At 28.0% G+C, this 13,126-nt stretch carries 10 protein-coding genes; 3 read left to right on the top strand and 7 right to left on the bottom strand.

What is annotated here, in order from left to right; translation table 11 throughout:
• Window positions 1–174: 174 nt before the first annotated feature.
• The 3 genes from AACQ14_RS09070 to sigI all read right to left on the bottom strand — a co-directional run bounded on the left by AACQ14_RS09070 (window position 175) and on the right by sigI (window position 3,908).
• Window positions 175–1,887, bottom strand: coding sequence for an S-layer homology domain-containing protein (locus AACQ14_RS09070; RefSeq protein WP_339363264.1), 1,713 nt, complete (start codon window positions 1,885–1,887; stop codon window positions 175–177).
• A gap of 108 nt (window positions 1,888–1,995) precedes the next feature.
• A complete protein-coding gene (locus tag AACQ14_RS09065) occupies window positions 1,996–3,207 on the bottom strand; it encodes an anti-sigma factor domain-containing protein (protein ID WP_339363263.1) in 1,212 nt (403 codons plus the stop codon).
• 11 nt (window positions 3,208–3,218) lie between these two features.
• Window positions 3,219–3,908, bottom strand: a complete 690-nt coding sequence (gene sigI, locus AACQ14_RS09060) for an RNA polymerase sigma-I factor (RefSeq protein ID WP_339363262.1) — start codon at window positions 3,906–3,908, stop codon at window positions 3,219–3,221.
• Between the two features lie 244 nt (window positions 3,909–4,152).
• Between sigI and AACQ14_RS09055 the strand changes: the two genes are divergently transcribed.
• The gene (locus AACQ14_RS09055; protein WP_339363261.1) at window positions 4,153–4,899 is read left to right on the top strand and encodes a DUF2087 domain-containing protein; all 747 of its coding nucleotides are present in this window, start codon (window positions 4,153–4,155) and stop codon (window positions 4,897–4,899) included.
• A gap of 163 nt (window positions 4,900–5,062) precedes the next feature.
• Entirely contained in the window at window positions 5,063–5,734 is a 672-nt protein-coding gene (locus AACQ14_RS09050) for a Crp/Fnr family transcriptional regulator (protein ID WP_339363260.1), read from the top strand.
• A gap of 19 nt (window positions 5,735–5,753) precedes the next feature.
• Here AACQ14_RS09050 and AACQ14_RS09045 read toward each other — a convergent pair whose 3' ends face one another.
• From AACQ14_RS09045 to AACQ14_RS09030, 4 genes are all read right to left on the bottom strand, one after another.
• Window positions 5,754–8,126: a transglutaminase-like domain-containing protein gene (locus tag AACQ14_RS09045; protein ID WP_339363259.1), complete on the bottom strand. Its 2,373-nt coding sequence runs from the start codon at window positions 8,124–8,126 to the stop codon at window positions 5,754–5,756.
• A 25-nt stretch (window positions 8,127–8,151) separates the two neighbouring features.
• Entirely contained in the window at window positions 8,152–9,351 is a 1,200-nt protein-coding gene (locus AACQ14_RS09040; RefSeq protein WP_339363258.1) for a DUF58 domain-containing protein, read from the bottom strand.
• Window positions 9,338–10,294, bottom strand: a complete 957-nt coding sequence (locus AACQ14_RS09035; RefSeq protein WP_339363257.1) for an AAA family ATPase — start codon at window positions 10,292–10,294, stop codon at window positions 9,338–9,340. Before AACQ14_RS09035 ends, AACQ14_RS09040 begins: the two co-directional genes overlap by 14 nt.
• A gap of 138 nt (window positions 10,295–10,432) precedes the next feature.
• Window positions 10,433–11,188, bottom strand: coding sequence for a PIG-L deacetylase family protein (locus AACQ14_RS09030; RefSeq protein ID WP_339363256.1), 756 nt, complete (start codon window positions 11,186–11,188; stop codon window positions 10,433–10,435).
• Window positions 11,189–11,381: 193 nt separating this feature from the next.
• On the opposite strand from AACQ14_RS09030, the gene AACQ14_RS09025 reads away from it, so the two are divergent.
• Window positions 11,382–12,674: an MFS transporter gene (locus AACQ14_RS09025; protein ID WP_339363255.1), complete on the top strand. Its 1,293-nt coding sequence runs from the start codon at window positions 11,382–11,384 to the stop codon at window positions 12,672–12,674.
• The last annotated feature ends 452 nt before the right edge of the window (window positions 12,675–13,126 follow it).

The raw sequence follows: 13,126 nt of genomic DNA, 5'->3' as shown, positions 1-13,126 counted from the left end.
TTATTAATAGTATCGTTGACTACTTTGGTCAATCATATTGTAGCATATATTTTTTTAAAATTCAATATATTATTAAATAAATAAAAAAATGACTGTATCACCCTACAACTTATATTTTCCATAAGTTATATCATGATACAGTCAAAAGCTACCATATTAAATTATATCAAATTTTTAGTCTATCATCTCTAATAGTGCTATTTTAACTTCATCACCTTCAGTAATTTCAGTTACCCTTACTTTAGTTTCAAGCGTTATATCTTCAACCTCTGCATCTTCTCCATGATCTTTTATTATAGTTTCTTCGCCAATACTAAAAGTCTTAGATTCATCTCCCACATTCACTGTTATTAATTTTTCGTTTACTGTCTCAGCGATAGATACTACATTACCTTCATAAACTTTTACTACCGTCTCTTCTATCTGTATTTCTATTTCTTTAACATTTACACTATCACCTTCAGTGATTTCAGTTATCTTGACTACGTCTCCTATTTTAATATCTTCAACTTCTAATTCATCATCTTGTCCTTCTTTTTTAATCACAGTATTTTCATCAACTATAAATGTTTTTTCTTTATCATCATCTTTACGAATAGTCACTAATTTATTGGTTGTTGTCTCTGTAAGAGCCATTACTATTCCTTCATAAACTTTTGTTACTAGCTCCTCAACCTGAATTTCTATTTCTGAAATATAAGAATCTTCACCTTCAGTAATTTTTGTTATTTTAACTACATCCCCAATTTGAATATCATTAAAATTCAATGAATCATCTTGACCTTCTTTTTTGATAGTTGTATCTTGATTAAGTACAAAAGCCTTTTCTTCATTATCAACTAGAATACTTATCATTTTATCTCCTTCAGTTTCAACTACCTTAGTTACTTCCCCTTTATAAGTTTGAAGAATTTTATCAACTTTCTCTTCAAATACTTCAATGTAAACTACCTTATGGTCAAAAAATTCAAGTTGTAGTTGATCTCCTACTTCCAGGTCAGTTAATTTGATTTCTTTACCATCTATATCATATACGACTACATTTTCATTAAGCAGATATCTTTCTGATTCATAATCATCTTTGATGGTAATAATGCCGTTTGATATTTCAACAAATTCTCCCATCTCTACCTCGTCTTTATCACAATCTACTTTATCATCTAATCTAGAAAATAAAATTGCCATTTCAGCTCTAGTCAAATTACCATTTGGATTAAACATATTTTTAAATCCTGACATGAGTCCTAGTTTATTAATTAAATATATATATCCATTATTTCCTTCAGGTATTGATTCTTCATCATCAAAATCCAAATCCTCATCATCATTATCTAATGCTTTATCATTTAACCCTAAAGCTCTAACGATATATTTAGCAACAACATACCTCTTAGCAGCTCCATTAGCTTCAAAACTCTTCAACTCATCTTCAGTGATTATTCCTTTTATATAAGCATAAGCTAAGTAATTAACTGACCACTCAGGAATATCAAGGTTTTCTATTAATTCTGGTATTTCATCTAACTCTTTGGCATCATCTTCCCATCCCATAATCCTAAGGATCATAGCTATGACCTCAATATTTTTTGTTGGTTTGTTAGGTAAGAATTTACCATTCCCGTTTCCTAAGATATAATTTTTTGCACTCATACGTTCAATATCTTTATTAGCCCAATGTTCTTTTTCAACATCTTGGAATTTTTTTGTATATTCATACTTCCATGTTTTATATTCATCAGCATGTTTTTTATAAAGTTCACTCCAATTGACTTTACTCTTACCTTTATTTCCTTTATTATTATCATTTTTTGCCATGGCAGCATTTGATAATATCAAAGAAAATACTAACACCATTGTAATTATTCTTGCTAATTTCTTGTTCTTCAAAATAATAACCTCCTATTTTTGTTTTATTTGTTTTATTCATCTGGGTATTATATCTATTCGTACACATTTTTACCATTTTAGGGGTATTATTATTTTTTTTTATTTTTTTTATTTTTTATTCTTGTTTTTATTATGTATATTTCCATTACCATTAATTGAGTCATTATTCTTTTTATTATTTTGGGATTGACCTATATGATTTCCTTGGTCTTTATTACCCTTAATATCATCTTGCGTTTTTTTATTATTACTTTTTTCTTCTTTTACATTTTTTTGTTGTTTATTTTCTACTTTGGATTCTTCTTTTTGATTTATTATATTTTTTGTACTAGTTTCTTTTACGTTATTATTATTTAATTTTTCAACATTATTATTTTTGTTTCTATTATTATTGCTATCACTATTATTACTAATGTTATTATTCTTGGTTTTGTCACTATTGCTACTGCCATTATTATTGGTTTTATTACCATTGCTACTGCCATTATTATTATTGATTTTATTACCATTGCTACCGCCATCATTATTGGTTTTATTACTATTGCTATTGCCACTATTATTATTTTTATTTTCATTATTATTTTTCTTATTACTGTTATTATTATTATCTTTATTAGTATTATTTTCCTTATATTTATTATTGTTTCTTTTATCAACTATTTCAACAAGCTCTTCTATAGTTTTTTCCTCAAGTTTCTCATTTTTATAAGAAGGATTCTTTGCTTTAATTTTATCAATTAAAGCTGCTTTACCAGGTGATAAATTATCATATTTAATTTTTTCATATTCGTTTTTAGGAATTTCAAATGCATATACATTCACTTTATCATTTTCTTCAATAGATTGTTTTAGATTATCTATCGCTTCTTCTTCCAACTTATCATAAGTAAGAAGGATATTAACTTGGTCACTATTATTCAATGTATTTTCAGCTATTATATCACTTAAAAATGTTTCAACCTTCTTATTTTTATAATCAGATATGTTATCAACAACACTTTTTCCATCCTCATTGACACCAATAACCTTTAATATCCTATTAAATCTATTGTATACAATTTCAATACTTGGGTTAATATCAACATTAACATATCCATAAGGTGTATAATATGCATAGGCACTAACTCCAAATCCGCTAATAAGAAATACTATTGCAATAATAGCTGCTATTCTTCTGTAATTCGTATTTGTCACGCTATTAATATTTATTTCCATTCCAATTTCTATATATTTATTGGGTTTTTTCATCTTTTTGAACTGACCATCTTTTGTTAAGACTATTATATGATTACTATATATCTCCATAACTACTGCACGCATATATTCACCTCCTACAGATATTCTTTTAAATATTCATAATCTCCCATTTTAATAATTATTAGTGCTATAATATATATTCGTCCCCGTTCTATTTTTTTTCGGTGTATCTTCATTTTTTCTGCTATTTTTTGAACAGGTAATCTTTTATTACTATGTATATAATTTATTAATTCATGATCTGACAAAATTAGATCGGCTATTTTTTTATACAATTTTCTAGTTCTTGTATGTTTGGGAGAATGCTCAACAAGTTTGGTAAAGTCAAGCCCCCAAGTCAATAATTCTTTTTTGAATTCTATTATTTCCAATTGTCTTAACTCATTTTCGTTTTTGATTCTATATATATCAAGACTTTTCTTATCAATCAAATCAACATCTTTAGTATCATTACCATTATAAAGTATAATATTATTACCCGCATTAGAAATTTTTCTTTGATAATCAATAAGCCTTCTACTTATAACTATTTTTGAGAAAGTCAGAAAACTACCTTTATCTTTTTCATATTTATCAATAGCTTCGTTGAATGCAATTAACCCTATTGATAGCTCTTCATCAATACCATATTCAATATATCTACCTGTTTTACTTTGAATTATTGATGCTATAAAAGGCTTATACTGCTCTATAAGAGTATTTCTTATATGTATATCATCCTTCGCTACTAATACCATCTCATCTAGCGACTTGTCCTTTTCCAACTTTTTCACCTCCCTACTTATAGTATAAGATTATATAGGTTCAAACAAATGGTAATTTTTACCTATAGTTTATTAATATCTTAAAATTAGTATGTTAAATCATTTTAATTCTTATTAATTTCAAATCAAAATATCCAAACTGTATTTATTATTGTTTGCATTTTTATAAACTAAAATAATTTTTGTTTGCTTTAATTGTGTTAATGTGTTATTATAAACTCAAATGATATATGAGGTGTTAAAAATGATGAATAATGATTTATTTTGGAATGCAAGGATTGATGATTTAAAAAAAGGTTATTTATATGATGAGATTAACGGTAATTATATTTGTCTTATATGTGGAGAAAAATTAGAAAATGGCATAATCCATAATTATAATAATCAACTAATGACATCTGAAAAGAGAATGCAGTATCATATTGATGAAGTACATGGTGGAACATTCAATTTTTTGATTAACCTAAATAAAAAGTATACCGGATTAACTGATAATCAAAAGGAAGTTTTAGAATGTTTTCATAAAAATATGAATGATAAAGAAACATCAAAAGAGCTGAATATATCTGAATCTACCATTAGAAACTACAGATTCAAATTACGTGAGAAGGAAAAGCAAGCAAAAATATTTACAGTTTTGATGGAATTGGCAAGTAATAATACTGATGATAATAAAATAATAGAGCCTCATAAAACTGCTACAATGATTGATGACAGATACGTAATTACAGAAGAAGAAAGCGAAAAAATAGTAAAAAGGTATTTTACACCAGAAGGTAAACTAAAGGATCTGCCTTCCAAAGAGAAAAGGAAAATAATTATACTAAGACAAATTGCAAAGAATTTCAAACCCAACTATAGATATAGGGAAACAGAGATAAATAGAATTTTAAAAAGAATATATGATGATTATGCTATTATTAGAAGATACCTTATTGAGTATGGTTATCTAGATAGAGCTAATGATTGTAGTTATTATTGGGTTAAATAATTTGGAAGATTAATGTTAATCATATAGATATTTAATAATCCATATTAGTATAATGAATACTTTATGTATATGTACTTGAAATTATCAACTGTATAAATTAAACTATAGAAAAGAAATTTTATTACTGTTACAAAATATATTATTTAAAAAAGAGGTATTGATTATGCTAATTAATATATTACAGCACTGCTCCTTATTCAAAAATATGAAAACAGAAGATATTGAATCTATCTTATCTTCAATAGATTATGATGTAATTAATTATTCAAAAGAACAGATAATCAGTACCGAAGGGGAAGAATGCAATAAAATAGGGATTGTCCTTGAGGGCAATATTGAAGTAAGAAAAATATACCCTCTAGGAAAATCTATTACTGTAACAAGATTGAATCCTAGTGATATCTTTGGAGAAGTAATCCTTTTTTCTAATATGAAACATTATCCTTCAACTTTAGTTGCTTGTAATTCATTAGAAGTACTATACATTTCAAAAAAACAGATTATTGATCTTATGGAACATCAACATATAATAATGAACAATCTGCTTAATGTACTATCTAGTAAAATACTTACACTCAATAAAAAACTTAGAAATCTTTCCTATGAAAACATGCGTCAGAAGATAGCTGATTTCCTACTCTCAGAGTATAAGAAACAACAGAACCTATATATAGAACTTAATATATCAAGAAAAGAAATGTCGGAAACATTAGGAGTTACAAGACCTTCTCTCTCTAGAGAACTTGCCCTTATGAAAAGCAAAGGCATCATTGATTATCATAAGAATACTATTAAAATAAACAACCTCCAAATGCTTGAAGATTGCTTATTCTAATTATATTCCTTTATAATATCTATTTCATATTATAGAAAAATAATTTTAATCCGACTATAATAATATTAGATTTTTTCTTGGCAATATTTTTTATTACTTCATAGTATTCTTCGAACAACTCTAATTTATCATCCTCAATTACTTCCTTACTATAACAAGCAATTTCATATATCTTGGTTAACTCCATTAGATTATATCCTTCTACATCAAGTTGTCCGTTGATACTTTTAGCATATTCTCTAATAGTTTGATTAGGATATCTCTTATATCCCACAAAATCCATCAACATGAGTATTTTTGTAAACAGTTTTATTATCTTGTTAGGTGTAGTACTGATTTCATAATATTGCTTTCGTTTTCTAAGTCTTGATGTAATCAATAAAACACTTATCACTAACTTGAATGTTATCAAGAAAATTATTATATAACTGGTTGGAATTTTTTTCTCTTTTACATTTTTATTAGTCAAATCATCTATCTTTGTATCTTCAACCTCTGTCTGTGGCTTGTTAAGGTAGTCAATCTTTTTTGTCTCCTGAACAAAATTGAAACCACTTGTAGGCTCAAAAGGCAACCAGCCATACCCTTCCAAATAAGCTTCAACCCAAGCATGAGCATTATATCCCGTAACAGTTCGTTTATTATTCTTGGATTCCTCTTCTTTTTTATTATTATTTTGGAATAATATATTATCTGCATCTTCCTTTTCTTTTTCTCTAATTACGAATCCCTTTACATATCTAGCAGGAATACCCACACTTCTAAGCATAATAACCATTGCAGTTGCACTGTATGTACAGAAACCTTTTTTTGTTTTAAATAAAAAATTATCAATAATATCTTCTCCATCATCAGGCAGGTCCGTTGAATATGAATAATCAATGTTTGATTTTAGGTAAATCTCAATTGCTCTAGCTTTATCATAATCATTATTATGACCATTTGCTATATTCTTAGCTAATTCTATTATTCTATCTGTTGTACCATCTGGAATCTGCATATATTCTTGTCTTATCTTTTTAGCTTTATTGGTTAAATCTTCTTTATAGCTGGAATTCCCAAAACTATCATATAATCCTTCTTTGCTTCTCCTTAACATGTTCTGAAACATTTCCATGTTATATTTAGGTTTTAGATAATTTATGGAACATGTAAAATCTTTTTTAAGAACCTTATTATATCTAGCCACTTCACTTGCATCGTATCTGAAAACATCATTTGAATTATTGCCATTACTATCATATATAGAAATGAAATTAGTTGGTGTAAAAAGTATATTTGTGACAATATTTTTATATATTATACCAACCTTTTCTTCATCAAAAAAACTATTGGTTACATCTCTGTACTCCTTATAAACAGAATCATCCCTGATATATTTTTTGGTTAACCATTTCAATCCAAAAATATGTTCCTCCATATCATTAATCTCAAAGCTATAGTTTACATAATAATCCCACTGTTTTCCATCAAATATGTTGCAAACACTACCTCTTAGATATATTGGATGGTCTGTATAAACATATAATAACGACTTGCTAGTAGTTTCAACTTTAGGTTTCAATATGTCAGTACTTTCATATTCAACTGCCTCTTGATCCTTCTCTTCGTCTAAAAATTCATTATATCCATTTTTTCCACCTGATTTATCTGATACTTTTTTTCTAGCATTCTTTTCTTTTATATTGTCAACATATTCTTCTACAGCCATACCAATATCATATATAAACATTAATGGTTGAGGTTTTATTCTATATAAGTTTCCAGCCAGGAAAACAAGAATTATAGAGAATAATATTGAATTCAACGCCAGAAGGTAAAACCCTTGATTATCTTTATTCTTTATATTCTTAATGTAAAAATAATAAAAATAATTAGTGATTAAAGCTACTATAAAAATATAGAAACCAGCAACATTATAATATCCTCTAACAAATGAAGCTGTTAAAAATGCTGCTAATCCTGTAACAAATAAACCTATAAAAGAATATCTGCATTTTGATATCAATATTACAATTAAGCAGGTAATAAAAACAATTATCATTATAGGAATAATCTGGTCCTTCACTTCTAACAATGAACCATTTACTATTGCATCATCATATAATTTTAAATATCTATTTATTTTTGACATAAAATCCAATAGATTGTTAGACAAAACCAATACAACATAGCCTATTACCATTAGAGACGTCATACTTACAATACTCACCAATAGAAACTTCATGTTATGTGTAATCAACGATAATGCTGTATATGTAATAATTATTATTGCAAATAACTTAACATAAGAAATCTCATACCACATCAAACCTATTATAGTCATTGTTATGCTATAGACCATGAGTATCTTAGTAAGCTCAAATAAAATAGCATCAATTATTTTTTTCAAGTATTTCCCCATAATTTCCCCTCACTTATAATGAAGTTCCTTCTACCAGCGTATCCAAGTCACTATCATAAGAAATGTTTATTATTCTATAACCCTCTGCATTAAGTTTTTCTAAACACTCATTATTTTTATTATTGCTCAAGTATATGTATACAATCGTTATTCTTATTTTTTGTATATTTAGTTGTTTCAGATTTTTAATTAAGTCATTATTTATATTAGATGTAATAATGTATTGATTACTATTAATGAACATGTCTTTGTTTTCTCTATAATAATATTCTATGATTGATTTTCCAAAATCAAACTTACGTGTGAATTCTAATAATGCGCACTCCTCATATATCCTTTGGAAATCATTATATTCTTTACCTGTTATAGAAACATTTCTTACATCATTGAATATGAAATTAACAGTATTATTATGAATCAAAAGATAATTTATAAACATTACACATGTCTCAATCATTTTATCTTCTAAAGCTATATTCAACTCATAATCAAAATAATGCTTATTAGAATCTAATATGATATTAACTTCATTACTAATTTCACCGCTATACTGTTTAACCATGAGTTCATTATACTTAGAGGATAATTTCCAATGGATTTTATTTAATGTATCTCCTTTTTCATATTCTCTAATATAAGAGATATTATTCTGTTCTTCCATTGTCTTATTACTTGAATCGGTTACTTCATCAACATCCATATGGGTATTAGGTAAATAGGTCAAATTCTTTATGGATGGATAAACTATCATTTTCACAGTATCAAGACACTTAAATTCTTTGGAAAAAAGTCCGAAATAATCATCTATTATAATGGATTTAACACCCAATCTATAATAACCTCTATAGTTACATCTAAGAGGTATTACTATCTCTTCTTGAGTTTTCGGGTATAGAACTATGGTCGGAGTTACAAATTGGTCTTTAAAGAGTATTTTATCTGATTTGAGTTTTAGTCTAATAGGACAGTAAACTAAGCTGTTAGTATTATATAATGTAAGAGTATAATTAATCTTATCTCCTTTGACAATTTTCTTTTTACTCACCTTATGATTTACTTGAAATTGATTATAAGTAAGTAATATTGACCCAAAAGATAAAATAGGTATCAATAATAAAATATAGAAAACAGTTGTTAATATGTATCCTTCAATATAATAAGTTAATATTCCAATTATAAGTAATAATATTATATAGAATCTATTTTTTTTCATAGTAATCACCCGTAGGCACTTTTACTTGTTTCATGATATCCTTCAATATTTGTTCTGGTGTTACTTTATTGAACTTGGCTTCATTTCTGAGTATGAGTCTATGAGATATAACAGGTAAAAAGATTTCTTTTACATCATCTGGAATAATAAAATCCCTACCATCGTACAAGGCAAAAGCTTTTGCTGCAAGAAGAACATATAAAGAACCTCTTGGACTTGCACCTAATATCAAATCATCTGATTCTCTTGTCATAGCAACAAGCTTGACAATATATTTCATGATTTCGTCACTGCAGTATATCTCACGAACTTTACTTTGAACATCAATAATATCTTGACAAGTTGCTACTGGTTGCAATGCTTCAAAAGGATTTTTGTGTTCATATAATTTGAGTATCTTCTTTTCTTCACTTTCTTCTGGATACCCAATGGATATTTTCATGATGAATCTATCTATTTGAGCCTCTGGTAAAGGATAAGTACCTAAATATTCAATAGGATTCTGTGTTGCTAACACCATAAAAGGTTTTGGCAGCTCATGGGTTGTACCATCAACAGTTACCTGTTTTTCTTCCATAGCTTCCAATAGACTTGATTGAGTTTTTGGTGGTGTTCTATTAATTTCATCCGCTAAAAGGATGTTCCCCATTACAATTCCTTTATGGAATTCAAATTCATTACTCTTTTGATTATACATAGAAAAACCTGTTATATCTGATGGCATAACATCAGGAGTAAATTGAATTCTATTGAAAGAACCATTGATAGATTTAGCCAATGCCGATACTAACGTAGTTTTTCCTACTCCTGGAATATCTTCTATCAATACATGAGAATCACATGCTAAGGAAATTACCATTAATTTAATTACTTCGTTTTTTCCAACAATGACTTTTTCAATATTATTGACTATATCTTGTAATACCTGTCTTGATTTTTCCATAAGAACCTCCCTCATATCTTGTAAAATAGTGGCGTTTCCAAGCTGATAGCTATTTGAATTTACTTAAAATGATAGCATAGTATATAAATGATAATTACAATTACTATGCTATGCATTTTAACTAATATTGAATTTCAATCATATTTTAACTGCATCTACAAAACAATGCATATGTTTTGGAGTAAAAATTTTGAACCCCTCAGCTAACTTATAACCATTGGATTCACCAATTTGTTTACTTTTTAACCTTAGATAATCTTTCATCATATTCAGGTCATCTTTATTGAACTGACTTATGTGAGTAGCTATACTTTTGATTTTGGTTTCAAAATAACCACCAATGTCAATAATCGTATTAGGATATGTAGTATGGTAAAAACCTATACCTTGTACACTGAAACTCTCATAAGTAATACCTTCTTCATTACTTGGGTAATGAGGAAATAATGCAAATAAACAGGCTTCAACTGTAGCTTTTCCTACTTTTATATGATCTGGATGACCTTCATACATCAACCAAGGATCAACTGTTATAACAATCTCTGGTTTGATTTCTCTTATAACATTAACTATTTTACCCGCCATATCTGTAACTGGGATATTCGTCAATTCATCAATACCTAGAGAAATCACTTGTTTTACCCCAAGAATATCTGCTGCCTTTTCTTGTTCTTCTTTTCTTATATAAGCTAATTTATCCCTTTTCATTAATGGATCTACAGTTCCCATACTTCCATTTGTTACAGTTAAATAATATATTTCACAACCATTATTTGATAATTTTGCAATAGTACCCCCTGCACCAATATCATTATCATCTGGATGAGGCTGTACAAACAAAATTTTACCAGCATCTTCTATGCTAGGTATCTTAAATATTGTACTCGCTACCAAATATAACTCCTCCTTTAACTATAAAACCACTTAAATATTATCTTATCATACTCAAAAAAATGAATCAACAGAAAGTTTATGCGTTTTAATTATATCATTGATATTGTTATATTTATTGATGTATAATTGAGTCTGTAAAGGATTTAGTTATAATATTCACAATCAATTACTTATTAAAGGAGATGATTTTAATTTGAATGAATCACATTACAATAAAACAAAAGTATCAACATTAAGGTATTCATTAGGCATGCTCGGTCTGCAAATCCCTAGTCAAGCTTTCACTGTTTTTCTCATGTATTATTATGTGGATACCCTTAATTTAGCAGTAGGTTTAGCAGCAATTGGACGAGGTATATTTTCAGTTTGGGATGCTGTAGATAATATTTTATTCGGTTATTTATCAGATAATACTCGTACTACATGGGGCAGAAGAAAACCCTGGCTCATTGGAGCATTACCTTTCTACATAATATTTTTTATCATGGTTTTCTCTACACCTTCAAGTTTTATGGAGGGAAATAGACTTTTTTGGTATTTTACTATAATTATTTTTTTGTATGAAACTTTTGCAACTATTTTATGGGGAAATTATGGTGCACTTTTCCCCGAACTATTCAGAAAAAACTCATTAAGAGCAAAAGCCAGTGGATTGAAGCAAATCTTTGGAATTATTGGTACAATCATTGGTATGGCTGTAACTCCAATATTATATAAAAATCTTGGGTTTACTATGATGGCTGTAGTATATGGCATTATTGGTGCTGTGATATTGTTGTACTCTATACTTGGTAGTCATGAGGATAAGTCTCTGATTGATACTCCGAAAATACCTTTTATTAAGGCATTCAAAGAAACTCTTAGCAATAAATTATTTTGGATCTACTCTATTGCTTATACTTTCATACAGTTTGTATTTGGTCTGCTTATAGCAGCTTTACCATTTTATGCAAAATATTCTCTAGGGTTGGATTCTAATAAAACATCTATAATGATGGCTTCTATATTCGTTATAGCTATTCCAGCTGTGCTTATATGGACTAAACTTGTTAAAAAAGTAGGTGCTTCAAAGACATGGTTGATAGGTGTAGCGGTTATTGGGATAACCGTAATTCCGTTAGGTTTTTCGTATAATTTTACTACAGGGATTATTTCTGGAATGCTGTTAGGCATAGGCTATTGCAGTGTTTTAATTAGTGGTGAGGTAATTACTTCTGAGATTATTGATAAAGATGCTGAAAAAACAGGGTCAAGAAGAGAGGCTATCTATCTTAGTGTTTATGGATTTATTATTAGGATTAGTGGAGTTTTTCAAAGTGTAGCATTTGCATTGATTGGGGTGTTGTATGGATATGTTAATGGGGATAATCCAGGTCCTAATCCAGCAGGTGCGTTTAGATTTTTGATGTCGGTCATTCCGTTTATATCTTTGGTTATAGCATTTTTTATTGGGGTTTTATATAGAAAAGAACAAAAGAAATTATAAATATTAAGTTAATTGAAGTGATTTAGTGGCTAACGGTCGTGTAGGTAGTATAGGGGAATATTTCGTCAGCCCGTTAAACGTCCGTGTTTAAAGGGCTGAGTTCGCCGTCCATGGCTCACTGCTTCATATTCCCCTATACTACCTACACTCGTTATTTATATCGTTATATATATGGTTATTTATACCGTTATTTGTATCGTTATTTATGTCATAATTTATATCATTACTTATATGGAATAAATAGATATTTAGTTTAGTATGGATTGAAATAATATTTAGTATGTTAGTAAAGATAGACAGTAAAAAGAAGACAGCTACCGATCGCTGTCTTCTTTAAGGAGAAGGTATTTAAAAAAATAAATTTTTGGGGGTTTATAGGTTTTTATGGGGTTTTCTTACTCTTATTATTATACATGATTTCTAAAATAATGCTACACAAATATCCATTTTAT

The organism is Vallitalea maricola, assembly GCF_036985595.1.
Classification (GTDB): domain Bacteria; phylum Bacillota; class Clostridia; order Lachnospirales; family Vallitaleaceae; genus Vallitalea; species Vallitalea maricola.
This window is presented reverse-complemented; position numbering and strand designations above follow the sequence as displayed.

Excerpts from the sequence above, each read along its gene's own strand:
- AACQ14_RS09065 (WP_339363263.1), bottom strand. The coding sequence starts at position 3,207 with ATGCGTGCAGTAGTTATGGAGATATATAGTAATCATATAATAGTCTTA.
- AACQ14_RS09055 (WP_339363261.1), top strand. The coding sequence starts at position 4,153 with ATGATGAATAATGATTTATTTTGGAATGCAAGGATTGATGATTTAAAA.
- AACQ14_RS09050 (WP_339363260.1), top strand. The coding sequence starts at position 5,063 with ATGCTAATTAATATATTACAGCACTGCTCCTTATTCAAAAATATGAAA.
- AACQ14_RS09040 (WP_339363258.1), bottom strand. The coding sequence starts at position 9,351 with ATGAAAAAAAATAGATTCTATATAATATTATTACTTATAATTGGAATA.
- AACQ14_RS09035 (WP_339363257.1), bottom strand. The coding sequence starts at position 10,294 with ATGGAAAAATCAAGACAGGTATTACAAGATATAGTCAATAATATTGAA.